The sequence below is a fragment of the Enterobacter sp. BNK-22 genome, assembly GCF_048684805.1.
Lineage (GTDB): Bacteria > Pseudomonadota > Gammaproteobacteria > Enterobacterales > Enterobacteriaceae > Enterobacter > Enterobacter quasiroggenkampii.
The window spans coordinates 1,237,931-1,254,662 of the sequence record NZ_JBLQTT010000001.1 but is presented as its reverse complement, the minus strand read 5'-3'; the positions used below and the strand labels follow the sequence as shown (position 1 = coordinate 1,254,662).

At 56.7% G+C, this 16,732-nt stretch carries 16 protein-coding genes and 1 pseudogene; 7 read left to right on the top strand and 10 right to left on the bottom strand.

All coding sequences use genetic code 11. From position 1 onward, the window contains the following. Positions 1 to 8 precede the first annotated feature (8 nt). The 7 genes from cydB to ACMGGE_RS05745 form a co-directional block, all read right to left on the bottom strand. Positions 9 to 1,019 (bottom strand): cytochrome d ubiquinol oxidase subunit II, encoded by a 1,011-nt coding sequence (cydB, locus tag ACMGGE_RS05775; RefSeq protein WP_048030525.1) that lies wholly within the window; start codon positions 1,017 to 1,019, stop codon positions 9 to 11. Continuing rightward, complete coding sequence (locus ACMGGE_RS05770; RefSeq protein WP_048223144.1) at positions 1,019 to 2,422, bottom strand: cytochrome ubiquinol oxidase subunit I; 1,404 nt, start codon at positions 2,420 to 2,422, stop codon at positions 1,019 to 1,021. The genes cydB and ACMGGE_RS05770 overlap by 1 nt, the downstream gene beginning before the upstream one ends. Positions 2,423 to 2,489: 67 nt before the next feature. Next, positions 2,490 to 3,362 carry a manganese catalase family protein gene (locus ACMGGE_RS05765; RefSeq protein ID WP_008502274.1) on the bottom strand — a complete coding sequence of 291 codons (873 nt, stop codon included), beginning with the start codon at positions 3,360 to 3,362 and terminating at the stop codon, positions 2,490 to 2,492. Between the two features lie 17 nt (positions 3,363 to 3,379). Then, positions 3,380 to 3,886 carry a ferritin-like domain-containing protein gene (locus ACMGGE_RS05760; protein ID WP_014831871.1) on the bottom strand — a complete coding sequence of 169 codons (507 nt, stop codon included), beginning with the start codon at positions 3,884 to 3,886 and terminating at the stop codon, positions 3,380 to 3,382. 25 nt (positions 3,887 to 3,911) lie between these two features. Beyond that, entirely contained in the window at positions 3,912 to 4,115 is a 204-nt protein-coding gene (locus tag ACMGGE_RS05755) for a hypothetical protein (RefSeq protein WP_013096662.1), read from the bottom strand. A 23-nt stretch (positions 4,116 to 4,138) separates the two neighbouring features. Then, positions 4,139 to 4,633, bottom strand: coding sequence for a ferritin-like domain-containing protein (locus ACMGGE_RS05750; protein ID WP_023311678.1), 495 nt, complete (start codon positions 4,631 to 4,633; stop codon positions 4,139 to 4,141). A gap of 94 nt (positions 4,634 to 4,727) precedes the next feature. Then, a complete protein-coding gene (locus ACMGGE_RS05745) occupies positions 4,728 to 4,913 on the bottom strand; it encodes a general stress protein (protein ID WP_004150795.1) in 186 nt (61 codons plus the stop codon). Between the two features lie 527 nt (positions 4,914 to 5,440). On the opposite strand from ACMGGE_RS05745, the gene ACMGGE_RS05740 reads away from it, so the two are divergent. Both ACMGGE_RS05740 and ACMGGE_RS05735 read left to right on the top strand, forming a co-directional pair. Continuing rightward, entirely contained in the window at positions 5,441 to 6,784 is a 1,344-nt protein-coding gene (locus ACMGGE_RS05740; RefSeq protein WP_045910509.1) for a VOC family protein, read from the top strand. Between the two features lie 43 nt (positions 6,785 to 6,827). Further along, positions 6,828 to 8,333, top strand: a complete 1,506-nt coding sequence (locus ACMGGE_RS05735) for a carboxylesterase/lipase family protein (RefSeq protein WP_420293497.1) — start codon at positions 6,828 to 6,830, stop codon at positions 8,331 to 8,333. Here the strand turns inward: ACMGGE_RS05735 and ACMGGE_RS05730 are convergent. Then, positions 8,320 to 9,162: a LysR family transcriptional regulator gene (locus ACMGGE_RS05730; RefSeq protein ID WP_420293496.1), complete on the bottom strand. Its 843-nt coding sequence runs from the start codon at positions 9,160 to 9,162 to the stop codon at positions 8,320 to 8,322. The genes ACMGGE_RS05735 and ACMGGE_RS05730 overlap by 14 nt on opposite strands. Positions 9,163 to 9,276: 114 nt before the next feature. On the opposite strand from ACMGGE_RS05730, the gene ACMGGE_RS05725 reads away from it, so the two are divergent. The 4 genes from ACMGGE_RS05725 (at position 9,277) to rimL (ending at position 13,782) form a co-directional block, all read left to right on the top strand. Beyond that, entirely contained in the window at positions 9,277 to 10,446 is a 1,170-nt protein-coding gene (locus ACMGGE_RS05725; protein WP_104948593.1) for a pyridoxal phosphate-dependent aminotransferase, read from the top strand. 22 nt (positions 10,447 to 10,468) lie between these two features. After that, entirely contained in the window at positions 10,469 to 11,242 is a 774-nt protein-coding gene (locus tag ACMGGE_RS05720) for a transporter substrate-binding domain-containing protein (protein ID WP_021242531.1), read from the top strand. A 242-nt stretch (positions 11,243 to 11,484) separates the two neighbouring features. Next, complete coding sequence (locus tag ACMGGE_RS05715; protein WP_047075337.1) at positions 11,485 to 13,140, top strand: glucan biosynthesis protein D; 1,656 nt, start codon at positions 11,485 to 11,487, stop codon at positions 13,138 to 13,140. Positions 13,141 to 13,242: 102 nt separating this feature from the next. Further along, positions 13,243 to 13,782 (top strand): 50S ribosomal protein L7/L12-serine acetyltransferase, encoded by a 540-nt coding sequence (gene rimL / locus ACMGGE_RS05710; RefSeq protein WP_063417384.1) that lies wholly within the window; start codon positions 13,243 to 13,245, stop codon positions 13,780 to 13,782. On the opposite strand, the gene ydcK is transcribed toward rimL, so the two are convergent. Next, positions 13,777 to 14,757 (bottom strand): YdcK family protein, encoded by a 981-nt coding sequence (gene ydcK / locus ACMGGE_RS05705; protein WP_048223154.1) that lies wholly within the window; start codon positions 14,755 to 14,757, stop codon positions 13,777 to 13,779. The two genes, rimL and ydcK, sit on opposite strands and share 6 nt — an antisense overlap. Positions 14,758 to 14,892: 135 nt before the next feature. Here ydcK and tehB point away from each other — a divergent pair. Next, positions 14,893 to 15,485: pseudogene (tehB, locus tag ACMGGE_RS05700) on the top strand (tellurite resistance methyltransferase TehB). Here the strand turns inward: tehB and pepT are convergent. Then, the gene (pepT, locus tag ACMGGE_RS05695) at positions 15,482 to 16,711 is read right to left on the bottom strand and encodes a peptidase T (protein ID WP_277718878.1); all 1,230 of its coding nucleotides are present in this window, start codon (positions 16,709 to 16,711) and stop codon (positions 15,482 to 15,484) included. The pseudogene tehB and the gene pepT overlap by 4 nt on opposite strands. Between the last annotated feature and the right edge of the window lie 21 nt (positions 16,712 to 16,732).

Genomic DNA, 16,732 nt, shown 5'->3' with positions numbered 1-16,732 from the left:
AGCGTTCCTCAGTGATAGCCTTCAGTATCCGAGACCTTGCCCCGGAAAACGTAGTAGCTCCAGGCGGTGTACACCAGGATCACCGGAATAATCAGTAACGTCCCAACCAGCATAAACAGCTGGCTGGCAGGCGGGGCTGCGGCCTCCCACAGGGTGATGCGTGGCGGAATAATATTTGGCCAGAGGCTGATGCCTAGCCCGCTAAACCCGAGGAAGATCAGCCCCAGCGTCAGCAGGAAAGGGCGAGAGTGGCTGTCCGGATTGCGGGTCAGGCGCCAGATCAGCACGCTGAAGATACCGACCAGCAGAGGAACCGGCAGGAACCAGAAGAAGTTGGGCAGGGTAAACCAGCGGTCGGCGACGTACTGCCAGCCGAGCGGCGTCCAGACGCTGACTACCGCGATAACCACCATCAGGGCCAGCAGCACGTGGCGGGTCAGCTCGCGCATGCGTTGTTGCAGCGCGCCTTCGCTTTTCATAATGAGCCAGGTGGTGCCCAGCAGCGTGTAAGCGACGACCAGACCGATGCCGCAGAAGAGGTTGAAAGGCGTGAGCCAGTCCAGCGCCGAGCCGACAAAACGTCGGCCCTCCACGTCAAAGCCGTTGATCACCGCCCCCACCACCACGCCCTGGCTAAAGGTGGCGAGCAGGGAGCCGCCGGCAAAGGAGTAGTCCCAGAACCGGCGGTGTGAGGGGGTGGCTTTGAAGCGGAACTCAAAGGCGACGCCGCGAAAAATGAGACCGATCAGCATTGCGGTGAGGGGGATCGTCAGCGCATCAATAATCACCGCGTAGGCCAGCGGAAACGCGCCGAACAGCCCCGCACCGCCGAGCACCAGCCAGGTCTCGTTGCCGTCCCAGACGGGCGCTACGCTGTTGACCATCACATCACGCTCTTTCGCATCGCCCACAAAGTTAAACAGCAGGCCAATGCCCAGATCGAAGCCATCCATAATGATGTACATCAGCGTGGCAAACACGATAATGGCAAACCAAATTACTGAGATATCGACGCCCATCAGATTCTCTCCTCTTCCGGAACAGACTCAGCGGCAGACAGCGGACGGGCAGGCGTGCCCGAGGTGTTTGACGTCAGCGTATCGACGGGCTGAGGTCCTTTCTTAATCAGCCGGATGAGATAAACATAGCCCACGCCAAACACGGATGAGTAGACAACGAAGAACGCCAGCAGGCTGATGCTCATCTGTAGGGTGCTGTGCAGCGATACCGCGTCGATGGTGCGCAGGTAGCCATAGACGACCCACGGCTGACGTCCCACTTCGGTGGTCACCCATCCGGCGAGCAGCGCCAGCAGCCCGGCCGGCCCCATGCAGAGGGCAAACCACTGGAACGGGCGCGACTGGTAAAGTCGATGGCGATAGCGTAGCCAGAGGCTGACAAGACCAAGGGTAATCATCAGCAGTCCCATCCCGACCATCACGCGGAACGACCAGAAAACGATGGTCGAGTTTGGGCGATCCTCTTTCGGAAAGTCTTTCAGCGCCGGGACCTGCTTGTCCAGACTGTGCGTCAGGATCAGGCTGCCGAGCGCGGGGATTTCCAGGCCGTATTTGGTGCGCTCTTCCTCCATATCCGGCAGACCAAACAGCAGCAGCGGGGTGGCTTCACCGGGGGGATTTTCCCAGTGACCCTCAATCGCGGCAATTTTTGCCGGCTGATGTTCAAGCGTGTTAAGGCCGTGCATATCGCCCACTACCGCCTGAATGGGCGCGACCAGCAGCGCCATCCACATCGCCATCGAAAACATGGTGCGAACGGCGGGCGTATCGTTACCGCGCAGCAGATGCCATGCCCCCGATGCCCCGACAAACAGCGCGCTGCTCAGAAACGCGGCGATAGCCATATGAATAAGACGGTAAGGGAAGGAGGGGTTAAAGACGATGGCCAGCCAGTCCTGCGGGATCACCTGGCCGTTCTCGATAGTAAAACCCTGTGGCGTGTGCATCCAGCTGTTAGAGGCGAGTATCCAGAAGGTCGACATCAGCGTGCCGAGCGCCACCATGCAGGTCGAAAAGAAGTGCAGCCCCGGGCCGACTTTGTTCCAGCCGAACATCATGACGCCAAGGAATCCGGCCTCCAGGAAGAAGGCGGTTAACACCTCATAGGTCAGAAGCGGGCCGGTAATGCTGCCCGCGAACTGGGAGAACCCGCTCCAGTTGGTGCCGAACTGATACGCCATCACCAGCCCGGAAACGACGCCCATGCCGAAGTTAACGGCAAATATCTTGAGCCAGAAGTGGTACAACGATCGCCAGACGTCGTTTTTGGTGCGCAGCCACATGCCCTCCAGCACCACCAGGTAGCTGGCGAGACCGATGGTGATCGCGGGAAACAGGATGTGGAACGAGACGGTAAAAGCGAACTGAATTCTGGCCAGATGAAACGCATCGAGTTCGAACATGGTCCGTACCTCTGAGACGATGGGGCACGCGAATTGCCGGGCAGTTCAGGCCTGCCCGGCAAACCGATTACGGTTTAGTCTTTCCGGCACCCAGCTCGGCACCGGTCAGCGGGTCGGAATGTGGATCGGATTTCGTGCGGGCAGACATCGCCTTGACCAGGGTTGCCTGCTCGGTTGTGAGCGTGACGCTGGCACTGCCATCGCCGCCATCCACCGCAGGCTGGGGGGACTCAACGTAATCGAAGTGTTTATCGCTGTTCCAGCTTCCGCGAACCTCTCCACCTTCAGACATATTGTAGTACTTGTTGGTGAATTCCTCGATTGGCGGCAGTTTTCCCGGCGGGAAATTATTACGGATGGACTGCAGCGCCTTCTCAAAGGAGAGCTGATGCGCCGCCTCACGCGTCATCAGAAACGCCAGGGCATCTTTAACGCCGGGATCGTCAGTCACGTTGATCAGCCGTTCATAGATGATTTTGGCTCTGGCCTCGGCCGCCACGTTTGAGCGCAGGTCCGCCGTCGGCTCGCCAATGGTGTCGACGTAGGCCGCCGTCCACGGCACGCCCGCCGAGTTGGTGAGCGGGGTACCGCCGCCGTAGAGCAGGGAGGTGATGTGGCTGTCATTGCCGTTTTCGGTCATGGAGCGATACAGCTCGGCCTCATTTTCCACCCCTTCCGCCAGCGCGCCCTTGGCACCTTTATTCAGCATACCGACCAGGGTACCGATGATTTCGAGGTGGCTTAACTCCTCGGTCGCGATATCCATCAGCATATCCTTGCGGCCCGGATCGTCATCGCTCAACCCTTGCGTAAAGTAGCGGCAGGCGGCGGCCAGTTCACCCTGCGGTCCGCCAAATTGTTCCAGTAAAAGGTTGGCCAGGCCGGGATTCGGTTCGGCGACGCGAACCGTGTATTGCAGCTGTTTGACGTGTCGAAACATAGGCACTCTCCTGTGGATTATTTTTTCGCTTCGACACCCGATGCGTCTGAGCGCAGCAGGAACTGTTCCGTCGTTTGCGGGATATGGCGAATCAGCCAGTCGGCCATTTCGCGCTCTTCTGCGAGGATCGTCTCAATAGCGGGTACCGAAGCGGTGTCCCCGGCTTTTTTGGCCGCTGCCAGCAGGGAGGTATAGCAGGCAATTTCAAACTGTTCGAAAACATAGCCGCTGATCGAGCCCTTCACGATTTCGTCTGAAGGGAACATGCCGCCGATGGATTGCCCCAGCGCCGCCATTTTGCTCATCGAGTCTTTTAAGACCGAACGAGAAATATCATTACGGTCGAGGATTTCCTCCAGCAATGTGATTTGCCGTTTTGTCTCATTAATATGCTGTTCAATTCTGGCGCGAACATCAGGATAATTATCGATACGGCTGGCCATGGATTCCAGCATAGATTCGGCTTGCTTTTCCATCGCATGGGCATCGCGTAGCCAGTCATGGTAGTGTTCTACGTGATTCATCATTGTATCCTCATTAGGGGTTCGCTTATTTGGTCTCACTTTCAGCAGCCTGATCGGCACGTGCAGCACTGTAGCCAGATAAATGGCCGACAATATTGGCATAGATACTGATGATAATGACCCATAGCACGCTGTTCTTCCACCATATTACGGAAGGGATAGCGAGTATGAACCATATTATAGCTGCCGTTAAATGGCACCGTTTAATTGTCCTGGGACTGATGCTCATTTTATTTAACCTGTGTTATTGCGTCATTTCTGCGCTTTTTGGTTAATATTTCCAACGGCCAGGTCGGTGAGTTTAAGGTCGGTCTCTTTTTCTTCTTCCAGCGTTTCGGCAAGAAGTTTAACGGCTTTTTTATAGCCCAGTTGTTCTGCTAATGTGGCAAGGGTACCGTAGCTGGCTATTTCGTAATGCTCAACTTTTTGTGCAGCAGCAATTAACGCGGCATCACGCACTTCATTTTTTTCCGTGCTTTCGATGACTTCGTTGGCTTCTTCAATTAAGCCTTCCATCGCCACGCATTTCATGCGTTTGATCTTAATACCGTCTTCCTGCTCGACGATCTGGTCGATACGCTCAATCTGACCCTGCGTTTCTTCAAGGTGTGCGGTAAAGGCGGCACTCAGCTTCTCGCTGGACGCGGCGCGGGCGAGCTTGCTCAGCGCACGGGTAAGCTGCTTCTCTGCGCTATAGGTATCCGACAGAAGATGAATAAATACATCCTCAACACTTTTCATATTCATAATAATTACGCTCCGGTAAAATAATGAAAGGGTACTGCGAGCTTTTCAGCCCGCAGCATGCTCTCTGGTTTTATTAAAAGAGTACTAAATAAGATCAGGAGTTATCAGACTTACGGCCTCCGCCGTGACTGTTCTGTCCCCCTTTCTTACCCGCTTCAGATGCGCGTTGCGGATCGTTTTTAAAATTACCACCGCTGTGCTGGCCACCTTTACGTCCAGCTTCTGATGCTTTTTCACGGTCTTCTGCGAAATTACCGGAACCACCACGATGCTCTGCCATATTAAACCTCATAGTCATATATTGGTTATGTCAGTACGATACGAAAATATTCCGTATCACTCGTCGTTCGAGTAATAACTCTAGTCGCTGTGCGTCATCCGTCAAATGCGTTTTGCTATTTGCGGCTGCGTTATTTTTAAATATTTGTAAATTTACGCTTCGCTTAAAATGGAAATATGGATAGGCAGGAGGGACTTGTAAACAACCATTCGGATTAATCCTAACTTCGAACTAAAAATTTGAAAGGTGAGGAAAAAATAATGGCGCACGCAAATTGGTTAATTTGCAGTCAGGAAAAAAGCAAAAAATACTCCTTTATAGCTAGCAAGCGGAACCCTAAATAATTATAAGGAAAATCCTGGATAAAAGCGTTCAGGTCGAAAGGGCGGTTTCGTTCGGACCTGTTCAGGGACCAGTAGCACACGGTTTGACCACTGTCGTCTTAAGATCACAAATCAGAAATTCTTCCCCCCGGAAGGAACGGGTTTCTCTACACTCCAGGTAATATTCACTGGAGGCATGACATCATGGCGAACACCATCACGGCTGATGACATTCGGGAACACTTTTCGCAGGCTATGTCGGCGATGTACCAGCAGGAAGTTCCGCAGTATGGCACCTTGCTCGAACTGGTTGCGGACGTAAACCTGGCGGTGCTGGAAAATAACCCACTATTACATGAACAACTGGCAAACGCCGATGAGCTTGCGCGCCTGAACGTGGAGCGTCACGGGGCGATCCGCGTTGGCACAGCACATGAACTTTCAACCCTGCGTCGTATGTTTGCCATTATGGGGATGTACCCGGTCAGCTATTATGATCTCTCCCAGGCGGGGGTGCCGGTCCACTCAACGGCGTTTCGCCCGATCGATGATGCGGCGCTGTGCCGTAATCCGTTCCGTATCTTTACGTCGCTGCTACGCCTTGAGCTGATTGACAACGTTGCGCTGCGCGAACGGGCGGCGGAAATCCTCTCTCACCGGAACATCTTTACCCCGCGCTGTCTGGCGCTGCTCGATCTGTATGAATCTGAGGGGCAGTTTACTGACGAGCAGGCGCACGAATTTGTGCAGGAAGCGCTGGAAACCTTCCGCTGGCACCGTCATGCGACGGTCGATCAGGAAACCTATCAGGCGCTGCATAACGAGCATCGCCTGATTGCCGATGTGGTCTGCTTCCCGGGCTGCCATATTAACCACCTCACGCCGCGCACGCTGGATATTGACCGGGTGCAGGAGCTGATGCCGAAGTACGGTATCGAGCCGAAAATTTTGATTGAAGGGCCGCCGCGTCGCGAGGTGCCCGTCCTGCTGCGTCAAACCAGCTTTAAAGCCCTGGAAGAGCCGGTGCTGTTTGCCGGGGAACATAAGGGCACCCACACTGCGCGCTTCGGTGAGATTGAGCAGCGCGGCGTGGCGCTGACCCCGAAAGGGCGTGAACTGTACGATAGCCTGCTTTCCCAGGCCGGTACCGGCAAAGATAACCTGACGCATCAGCTGCATCTGCGGGAGATCTTTAGCGCCTTCCCGGACAGTGAACTGCTAATGCGCCGTCAGGATCTGGCGTATTTCCGCTACCGTCTGACGCCTGCGGGTGAAGCGCATCGCCATGCGTTCCGGCCGGGCGATGATCCGCAGCCGCTAATAGAGCGCGGATGGGTGGTCGCTCAGCCGATCACCTACGAAGATTTCCTCCCGGTTAGCGCCGCCGGGATATTCCAGTCCAATCTCGGGAATGAAACCCAGGCCCGTAGCCACGGCAACGCCAGCCGCGATGCGTTTGAAGACGCTCTGGGCTGCCCGGTGTATGACGAGTTCACGCTCTACCAGGAGGCTGAAACCCGCAGCAAACAGCGTTGCGGTTTGCTCTGAAATCGTTACTCTGCTGGGGTGTGATGGAAAAAATAAGGTCGTTATGCAAAATCCTTCCGCCCCTGTGGTTGAAACGCGCCAGGGCGCACTGTCTGGTTTAACCGATGAAAATGTCCACGTCTGGTGCGGCATTCCCTACGCCGCACCGCCCGTGGGCGAGTGGCGCTGGCGCTCTCCGCGGCCCCCTGAGCCGTTGGATGGCGTTCGCCAGGCTACTACCTTTTCGGCCTCAAGCTGGCAAAGCAGCGAATATTGTCAGGAGCTGGGCGGGGGCGATCCCGGTCAGTTCTCGGAAGACTGTCTTTATCTGAACGTCTGGTCCCCCAAAGAGCGCGCCGGGACGCTTCCGGTTATGGTCTGGCTGCACGGGGGCGGGTTTACGATTGGCGCAGGCGGCCTGCCGCCTTATAACGGCAAATCGCTGGCCACACGCGGGGTGGTTGTGGTCACGATTAACTATCGTCTCGGCCATCTCGGCTTTTTCGCCCATCCCGCGCTGGAAGGCGAGGAAGATCGCGTGGTGCATAATTTTGCCCTGCTGGATCAGATCGCGGCCCTCGAATGGGTTAGGGACAATATCACCGCATTTGGTGGCGACCCCGCTAACGTGACCCTGTTTGGCGAATCCGCCGGTGCGCGCAGCGTGCTCTCTCTGCTGGCATCGCCCCTGGCGGCTGACTTGTTCCACAAGGCGATTGTGCAAAGCGGGTATACCTTGCCGGACACGCCGCGTGAACAGGCGCTGCAAAAAGGGGAGGCGCTGGCCGCCCATTTTGGCCTGGAGAAGGCGACTGCTGAGCAGCTGCGCGCCATTCCGCCGGACGCGTTCTGGCCGTTAACCGCGCCGCTGAACGTCGCCCCGGCGCCCATCGTCGGGGACTGCGTTCTGCCCGAAGCGATGCTGGACGTCTTTTTCGCTGCCCGCCAGCATCCCGTACCGGTGATGATTGGGTCGAACAGCGATGAGGCCAGCGTGATGGCGGTGTTTGGCATCGATCTCGCCGGGCAAATTCAGAAGCTCCGCCGGGAGCGACGCTTCGGGCTGGGGCTGATTAAGCTGCTCTATCCGGGCGTCAAAGGCGATGAGGAGTTGGGCAGGCAAGTGTGCCGCGACATGGCGTTCACCACGATGGGCTACGTCGTGATGCAGGCGCAGCAGCGCGTCGGCGGACTGTGCTGGCGTTACTGGTTTGACTATGTCGCGGAAGCGGAACATGCCACCTATATCAACGGCGCCTGGCACGGCAATGAGGTGCCCTACGTCTTCGATACCCTCGGCCAGGTGGAGCCTTCACGCCAGTATGTCAACGAACGGGATTTACAGTTTGCTGCCCACGTGGCCGATTACTGGGTGAGCTTTGCGCGAGATGCAGGGCCTCGTGAGATCCTGCCAGGGCCGACGCACTGGCCCGCATGCCGAAAAGGGCGGGACGTTTTGTTACGCATTGGCGTGAATAAACATGCAGGTTTCCGGCTTGAAAACCGCTTTATGCGCGCCCGCATGAGCCTCTTCAAGCGGGTGATGAAGCACCACGTCAGCCTCGATTAAGCAAACAGGCGCGAAACGCCGCCAGTCCATTTTCCTCCCCTGGCGTTTCGCGCAGTACCAGCCGGTAGCTCGCGCCGGTTTTTATGCTGGTTTCATAAGGCCGCATCAGTCTTCCCGCGCGGACATCTTCGGCCACCAGCGTTTCGTCGGCAATGGCCACGCCCAGCCCCTGAATGGCGGCCGTGATGGCGAGATCCATCGTGTCGAAGTGTTGATTTTTGTGCATGGCAAAGCCCGGACCTTCCTGTTTCGTCAGCCACAGCGACCAGTCTGTCTTATCCCTTGTTGGGTGCAGGAACGTCAGCGATCCCAGCGCTGCACCCGCCCGTACCGGGCTTATCACCGGGGTGAGCGCCTCTTCGAACAGCAGGTCGCCTGCGCTCATGTGCGTACCGAACACGATGGCCGCGTCGTAAGATTCGGTTTTGAAGTTGACGTTGTGATCGGTGGTGGTGGTCAGGGCGATCTGCAGATCCGGCTGCTCACGCTCCACCTCCAGCAGGCGCGGCACCAGCCAGCGCATGGCACAGGTGGGCGCCTTGAGCCGGATCACGGTCTGCTGGCTGCGGGCCTGGTCGGCCACGGTCAGCAAGTGTTCGAAAGCAGACTGCAGTTCCGGGAGCAGGGCGCTGCCCTGCGAGGAGAGACGCAGGCCGCGTGCGTGGCGTTCAAAAAGCGGAAAGCCAAACCACGCTTCGAGGGAGGCTATCTTGCGGCTCACGGCCCCCTGCGTCAGGCAAAGTTCTGCGGCAGCATGGGTCAGATTCATGTGACGCGCGGTGACTAAAAATGCGTCGATGGCATTAAGCGGGAGCGAACGGCGCGACATGGAAACACCTCAGCTATGCATTTTTCTCATGGCTATTATGACAACAATTCGATTGTCCCGACAACAGAGATGTTGTTTGAATAGTTATGCAATGTCCATGAGAAGGGAAAGAGGATGACTTTACGAACGCCAGTTCAAACGCGCTCTAAACTGCCCGATGTGGGCACCACCATTTTTACCGTTATCGGCCAGCTCTCGGCGCAGCATAACGCGATTAACCTTTCTCAGGGCGCACCGAATTTTTCCTGCGACCCAAAGCTTGTTGCGGGCGTTACCCGCGCAATGGAGGCGGGGCATAACCAGTATGCGTCGATGACCGGTCTGCAGCCGCTCAAAGAGCGCATTGCTGATAAAATTGCCACCCTATACGGCACGCGGTATGACCCGGCCAGCGAGGTGCTGGTGACCGCCAGCGCCAGCGAAGGGCTCTATTCGGCAATCAGCGGGCTGGTGCACCCGGGTGATGAGGTGATCTACTTTGAGCCGTCATTTGACAGCTACGCGCCGATTGTCCGTCTGCAGGGGGCAACGCCGATTGCCATCAAGCTCACCGTGCCGGATTTTGCCGTCAACTGGGACGAAGTCCGGGCTGCCATCACCCCGCGCACGCGCATGATCATCATCAATACGCCGCACAACCCGAGCGGCCAGGTTTTTTCAGCCAACGACCTGCAGCAACTGGCGGCGCTGACGCGCAATACCGACATCATTATTTTGTCTGACGAAGTGTATGAACACGTGGTGTTTGACGGTGAGCCGCACCACGGGATGGCCACGCACCCGCAGCTGGCGGAGCGTAGCGTGATTATTTCTTCTTTCGGAAAAACCTATCACGTCACCGGCTGGCGCGTGGGTTACTGTGTTGCACCGGCGGTGCTGATGGACGAGATTTGTAAAGTCCATCAATTTTTAATGTTTTCTGCCGATACGCCAATGCAGCACGCGTTTGCTGAACATATGGTCGACCCGCAAACCTGGCTGTCGCTGTCGGCGTTTTACCAGCGCAAGCGCGATCTGCTGCAGAGTCTGCTGGCCGATTCGCCGTTCACGCTGCTGCCCAGCGCCGGATCGTTCTTCATGCTGGCGGACTACAGCCAATTCAGCAACGAGCGCGACAGCGAGCTGGTGAAACGGCTGATCGTTGAGTACGGTGTAGCTACCATTCCGCTGTCGGCGTTTTATGCGGACGGTACGGATAATAAATTGATTCGTCTCTCTTTTGCGAAAGATGAGGCGACGTTACGGGCAGGCGCCCAAGCCCTGTGTCGGGTTAAACCACGCTGAGATAGGCTCTGAGGAGTTTGAGATGAAATTACGCGCGCTAGTTGTCGGCATGGGATTGCTGTGTACCTTTTCCTCCTTCGCGGCGTCCGAGCTGCGTTACGGTCTGGAAGCCGAGTATCCGCCGTTTGAAAGCCGCAATGCGGCAGGTGAACTGGAAGGGTTTGACGTTGAGCTGGGGAATGCCATCTGCAAAGCGGCAGCGCTGAAGTGCAGCTGGGTGGAAACCTCGTTTGATGCGCTGATCCCGGGCCTGGTGGCGAAGAAATTCGACGCCATCAACTCGGCGATGAATATCACCGAGCAGCGCCGCAAGAGCATTGATTTTACCCAGCCGATTTACCGTATTCCGTCGCAGCTGGTCGGCAAGGCCGGCACGGCGGTTGAGGCAACCCCAGAAGGGCTGAAGGGGAAAACCATTGGCGTGCTGCAGGGCTCCATTCAGGAAACCTATGCCAAAGAGCACTGGGAAAAGCAGGGTGTCACCGTGGTGTCGTATAAAGATCAGAATATGGCCTGGGGCGATCTGCTGAATGGCCGTATCGACGCCTCGCTGGTCATGTCCGCGGCCGGGCAGGCAGGTTTCCTCAGCAAGCCGCAGGGGAAAGGGTTTGGCTTCATCGGCAAGCCGGTGTCTGACGACACTATCCTCGGCAGTGGGATCGGCTTTGGTTTGCGTAAAGGTGACGAGGCCACCAAAAAGCAGCTTGATGCCGCAATTGATAAAGTACGTGCCGACGGCACGATCGCCAAACTCGCTGATAAGTACTTCCCGGGTATCGATGTCAGCGTAAAATAACCGCCTCATTCGCCCCGTCAGCTGATGTCCTGACGGGGCATTTTTATACACATTTTCCAGGCTTTCTTTACACCACTTTCGGGCCGTTCTGGTCGACAGAAAATATTTCTCACTTTGTTCAGATAATCACCGGCCAACAATTGGATTCTTAACCATTTTTGTTTAGGCTGTGCGTTCTTTCTTGCCGTCATTTCGCCGAGCGCGAAACACATTCACACGACCATAAGGACGTTTTTCCAGGCATGAATCGCAGACGTTTTCTAAAAGGCTCGCTGGCAGTGGCAGCCCTGAGCGGCACATCCGGCCTTGCTTCCCTGTTTTCCAAAGCGGCATACGCTGCTGACTCTGACATTGCTGACGGCCAGAGCCGTCGTTTTGACTTCTCCGTCCTGCAATCCATGGCGCATGACCTGGCGAAAACCCCGTGGGGTGGTGCGCCGCGCCCGCTGCCGGAGACGCTGGCCACGATGACGCCGCAGGCGTACAACGCCATCCGCTACGATGAAAAACAGTCACTGTGGAACAACATTGAAGGGCGTCAGCTGGACGTGCAGTTCTTCCATATGGGAATGGGGTTCCGCCGTCGCGTGCGGATGTTCTCGCTGGACCAGTCCACCTCTATGGCGCGCGAGATCCACTTCCGTCCGGAGCTGTTCAGCTACGGTGAAACGGGGGTGGATACCAAACAGCTGGAAGGGCAAAGCGATCTCGGCTTTGCGGGCTTCCGCGCGTTTAAGGCGCCGGAGCTGGCGCGTCGCGATATCGTCTCTTTCCTGGGCGCGAGCTATTTCCGCGCAGTGGATGACACTTACCAGTACGGCCTTTCCGCCCGCGGCCTGGCGGTAGATACCTTTACCGACACGCCGGAAGAGTTCCCGGACTTTACCTCCTTCTGGTTTGAGACCGTCAAGCCCGGCGACACGACCTTTACCGTCTATACGCTGCTCGACAGCCCGAGCATCACGGGTGCCTATAAATTCGTGATCCACTGCGAGAAGAGTCAGGTGATCATGGAGGTGGAAAACCACCTCTACGCGCGTAAGGACATCAAGCAGCTCGGCATCGCGCCGATGACCAGCATGTTCAGCTGCGGCAATAACGAACGCCGCATGTGTGACACTATTCACCCTCAAATCCATGACTCCGACCGCCTGGCGATGTGGCGCGGCAACGGGGAGTGGATCTGTCGTCCGCTGAACAACCCGCAGAAGCTGCAGTTCAATGCCTATATGGACAAAAACCCGAAAGGGTTCGGTCTGCTGCAGCTCGATCGCGATTTCTCGCACTATCAGGACGTGATGGGGTGGTACAACAAGCGTCCAAGCCTGTGGGTGGAACCGCGTAACGACTGGGGTAAAGGCGCGGTTGGCCTGATGGAGATCCCGACCACCGGTGAAACGCTGGATAACGTGGTCTGCTTCTGGCAGCCGGAAAAAGCCGTCAAAGCGGGCGACGAGCTGGACTTCAAATATCGCCTCTACTGGAGCGCGATGCCGCCGGTGCGCTCCCCGCTGGCCAACGTCTACGCCACCCGCACCGGCATGGGCGGCTTCCCGGAAGGCTGGGCACCGGGCGAAAACTACCCGAAAGTGTGGGCCCGTCGCTTTGCCATCGACTTCGTCGGCGGCGACCTGAAGGCTGCTGCGCCAAAAGGCATCGAGCCGGTGATTACGCTCTCCAGCGGTGAAGCGAAGCAGGTAGAGATCCTCTACGTTGAGCCGTTTGACGGATATCGCATTCTGTTTGACTGGTACCCAACGTCGGATTCGACGGAACCGGTGGATATGCGCCTGTTCCTGCGCTGCCAGGGCGACGCCATCAGTGAAACCTGGCTGTACCAGTATTTCCCACCGGCGCCGGATAAACGTCAGTATGTTGACGACCGGGTAATGCGTTAACTTTTGTGGGATTGTGCCGGGTGGCGGCTTCGCCTTACCCGGCCTACGTTTCAGTTCTGTAGGCCCGGTAAGCGCAGCGCCACCGGGCGATGACGAGGCACCATGACATCTGAAATCATCCCCGTTTCACAACACATCGAACTACGTTCCGTCGAAGAGCGCTACACCGCCGACCTGCACAATCTCGTCGTCAAAAACAGAGCCTTTCTGCAAACCGCCTTTGACTGGGCACAGCACGTGGGCAGCGAAGAGGATACCCGCCGTAACGTGCAGAGTAACCAGATGCTGCACCAGCGCGGCTACGCCAAAATGTTTCTGATCTTCAAGGATGATGCGCTGGTTGGCGTCCTGTCGTTCAATACCATTGAACCGACCAACAAAGCCGGCTACATCGGCTACTGGCTGGATGAAGCCCACCAGGGTCAGGGCATTCTCTCTCAGTCACTGCAGGCGTTTATGCGCTACTACGCTGAACGCGGTGAGATCCGTCGTTTTGTGATCAAGTGTCGGGTGGCGAATCAGCACAGCAACAGCGTTGCCGTGCGCAACGGTTTTACGCTGGAAGGGTGCCTGCGGGAAGCGGAATACCTGAATGGCCGCTTTGACGATGTCAATATCTACGGCCGGATCTATACCCTATAACGCGCCCAGCAGCGGCGTGCGGGTGATGCGCTGGTCGCCGTTAATCACTTTTTCGCCGCGCAGGTGAATGCTCTCGCCGGCAAACGCTTCAATGACCGCATCGTCGGTGATTTCAACCCGGTGTTCGATAAGCACATCTCCGCTGATGCGCGCGCGCCCCTGGATCACCACTTTATCATCCAGCATGATCGGCCCGCCGCGCAGCCAGGCCTGCCCGCCAATCAGGACGTGATGCTTGATGACGCAGTTGCCTTCGACCACGGCATTCTCCGCAATCTGCGAGCTGTAGCGCACCGTCGGGATGGCATCGTCGTCAAACCCGGCTATCACCCGGGCGTTACCATAGACTTTAGCGCAGTCGCACACCCAGACGTTGTTGAGTTCGTTACCCTCGAGGATCGCGCTATCGAAAATTTCGGCCCGGTGTTCAACAAAGGCAAAATTAACCATCGCCTCGCCGTAGATTTGCGCCTGGTGCACAATCCGCGACTGGCTCACCGTAGCCTTGTCGTAAATTTGCAGGATCTGTTCATGGTCCGGCGTCAGCCCTTTGGCGGCAATGACCACGCTCTGATGCAGCACGCGCGCGTCGCCGTAGATATGACACTCGCCCCGTACGCAGGATTGCTGAATGGTGACGTTGTCACTTATTCGCGCCCCGTGGCTGACCTCTGCGCCGTCCAGCCAGCAGCTGTCGCCGATATGCGCGTCATGGCTAATGATACATGGAAGGGTAAGACGCGCGTTGCCGGAGACGACTGCCCCCGCAAACACCACGCTGTTTTCATCGTAGATCCAGCAGTCGCCGTCCTGCGCGAGGGCGCGCTCATCGTCAATCCAGCCGCCTCGCGTGCCGACCGTTACGTCGTTAAAGTCCGCCGTGGCGATAATCTGCCGCAGCGTGGTGGCGTGGGTGGTTTCGCCGTTTTTCCATTGCCAGAGGCGGGTCTCGTCGCTAAGGCGATATTTGTTCATCTTCATGTCTCTGATAAGCGTCTTCACTAAACGTAGCAAAGTTTTCGCATTTCGAGCGGCTTGGCAACCAGACGGTAAACGCCTTAAAATGGCATGTAAAATGCACTTTCACTTTATGCGAACGCAGGAAAAACAATGACCGTCGATGAGAATTACTTCACAGAGAAATATGGCTTAACCCGTACCCATTCAGAGGTGCTGTACAGCGCGGAGATTGTGAAGCCCGGTAAAACGCTGGATCTGGGCTGCGGCAACGGCCGTAACAGCCTGTACCTTGCGGCCAACGGGTACGATGTGACCGCATGGGACAGAACCCGATGAGCATCGACAATATCGAGCGCATCAAGGCGGAAGAAGGGATCGCTAATCTGCATACCGCGATTAAGGATCTGAACAACCTGAGCTTTGACGGCCAGTACGATTTTATTCTCTCTACCGTGGTGATGATGTTCCTGGAGGCAAAAACCATCCCGGGCCTTATCGCCAATATGCAGCGCTGCACGACGCCGGGCGGTTACAATCTGATCGTTGCCGCCATGGATACGGCAGATTACCCCTGCACGGTCGGCTTCCCGTTTGCCTTCAGGAGCGGTGAGCTGAGCAACTACTACGAAGGCTGGGAGTTGCTCAAATACAACGAAGACGTTGGCGAACTGCACCGCACTGATGAAAACGGCAACCGCATCAAGCTGCGCTTTGCCACGATGCTGGCACGAAAGCCCGCTTAACGGGCGGCCAGCAGGCAGATCTGCAGGGCAGTCTTATAAGACGCCTCAAACGACGACAGCGGCAGGAATTCAAACTTCGAGTGGAAGTTATGCGCCCCGGTGAAGAAGTTCGGGGTGAGTAGGCCTTTTGCCGAGAGCGCCGCGCCGTCGGTGCCGCCGCGCATTGGCGTCGGTTTCGGCGTGATGCCGAGCGATTCCATCGCCTCGAACATCAGATCGATGGCGCGCCGGTCTTCGCCAATCGCATTGCTGATATTGCTGTAGGTATCTTCAATGCGATAGTCCACGCTGGCCGTCGGATATTGGGCGGCAATCAGTGCGGCTACGTCGGCAATCTGCTGCTTGCGCGCGGCAAAGCTCTCCTTATCAAAGTCGCGGATATTGGCCTTAAGAACGGCCTCGTTCTGTCCGGCCTGAATGCCGTTAAACCAGATATAGCCTTCACGCCCCTCGGTGCACTCGGGCGTTTGCTGGCGGTCAAAATGGCTAATGTAATCAGTCGCCATCAGCAGGGGATTCACCAGCACGCCTTTGGCGGACATCGGGTGCGCCGTCACGCCGGTAAAACGGATTTCCGCGGCTGCCGCATTAAAGTTCTCGTAAACAATCTCACCCAGCTCGCAGCAGTCAATGGTCCAGGCAAAGTCGACGTCGAAGCGCTTAAGATCCAGCGCCTTGGCACCGTTCAGGCCGATCTCTTCGTCAGGCACAAACGCCACGACGATATCGCCATGCCGGTGCTCCGCCGTCAGGTTTTCCAGCACCGTCATGACCACCGTGACCGCCGATTTATTATCGGCGCCCAATACGCTGGTTCCGTCGCTGAAAATAATCTCCTCGTTCGGATAAGCCAGAATTTCGGGATGCTCGTTTACCCGTAGCCAGATGTCTTTCTCTTTATTCAGACAGAGATCTTCACCGGTAAACGTTAATATTTGTGGATGAATATCCGGTGAAAGTCCCACGTCGACGGTATCAATATGGGTAATAAAGCCGATGCGCGGCGCACCGGGCACGTTGCCTTTTTTAACCGCCGTCACCGTGGCGAATTCATCTATCACAATGTCGTCTAACCCCAGCAGTGCCAGCTCCTGCGCCAGCTCGCGCGCCATGTCATGCTGGCCCGGCGTTGAAGGCAGGGTTTTGACTCTGGGATCGCTCTGGCTGGTGATCGCGAGATAGCGGAAAAAACGGTGCGTTAATTGTCTGGAAAGCGGCGAGCCCATAGTGATTTATTCCTTATTTAT

Coding starts and splice junctions, on each gene's coding strand:
- cydB (WP_048030525.1), bottom strand. CDS start 1,019: ATGGGCGTCGATATCTCAGTAATTTGGTTTGCCATTATCGTGTTTGCC.
- ACMGGE_RS05770 (WP_048223144.1), bottom strand. CDS start 2,422: ATGTTCGAACTCGATGCGTTTCATCTGGCCAGAATTCAGTTCGCTTTT.
- ACMGGE_RS05765 (WP_008502274.1), bottom strand. CDS start 3,362: ATGTTTCGACACGTCAAACAGCTGCAATACACGGTTCGCGTCGCCGAA.
- ACMGGE_RS05760 (WP_014831871.1), bottom strand. CDS start 3,886: ATGAATCACGTAGAACACTACCATGACTGGCTACGCGATGCCCATGCG.
- ACMGGE_RS05755 (WP_013096662.1), bottom strand. CDS start 4,115: ATGAGCATCAGTCCCAGGACAATTAAACGGTGCCATTTAACGGCAGCT.
- ACMGGE_RS05750 (WP_023311678.1), bottom strand. CDS start 4,633: ATGAATATGAAAAGTGTTGAGGATGTATTTATTCATCTTCTGTCGGAT.
- ACMGGE_RS05745 (WP_004150795.1), bottom strand. CDS start 4,913: ATGGCAGAGCATCGTGGTGGTTCCGGTAATTTCGCAGAAGACCGTGAA.
- ACMGGE_RS05740 (WP_045910509.1), top strand. CDS start 5,441: ATGGCGAACACCATCACGGCTGATGACATTCGGGAACACTTTTCGCAG.
- ACMGGE_RS05735 (WP_420293497.1), top strand. CDS start 6,828: ATGCAAAATCCTTCCGCCCCTGTGGTTGAAACGCGCCAGGGCGCACTG.
- ACMGGE_RS05730 (WP_420293496.1), bottom strand. CDS start 9,162: ATGTCGCGCCGTTCGCTCCCGCTTAATGCCATCGACGCATTTTTAGTC.
- ACMGGE_RS05725 (WP_104948593.1), top strand. CDS start 9,277: ATGACTTTACGAACGCCAGTTCAAACGCGCTCTAAACTGCCCGATGTG.
- ACMGGE_RS05720 (WP_021242531.1), top strand. CDS start 10,469: ATGAAATTACGCGCGCTAGTTGTCGGCATGGGATTGCTGTGTACCTTT.
- ACMGGE_RS05715 (WP_047075337.1), top strand. CDS start 11,485: ATGAATCGCAGACGTTTTCTAAAAGGCTCGCTGGCAGTGGCAGCCCTG.
- rimL (WP_063417384.1), top strand. CDS start 13,243: ATGACATCTGAAATCATCCCCGTTTCACAACACATCGAACTACGTTCC.
- ydcK (WP_048223154.1), bottom strand. CDS start 14,757: ATGAACAAATATCGCCTTAGCGACGAGACCCGCCTCTGGCAATGGAAA.
- pepT (WP_277718878.1), bottom strand. CDS start 16,711: ATGGGCTCGCCGCTTTCCAGACAATTAACGCACCGTTTTTTCCGCTAT.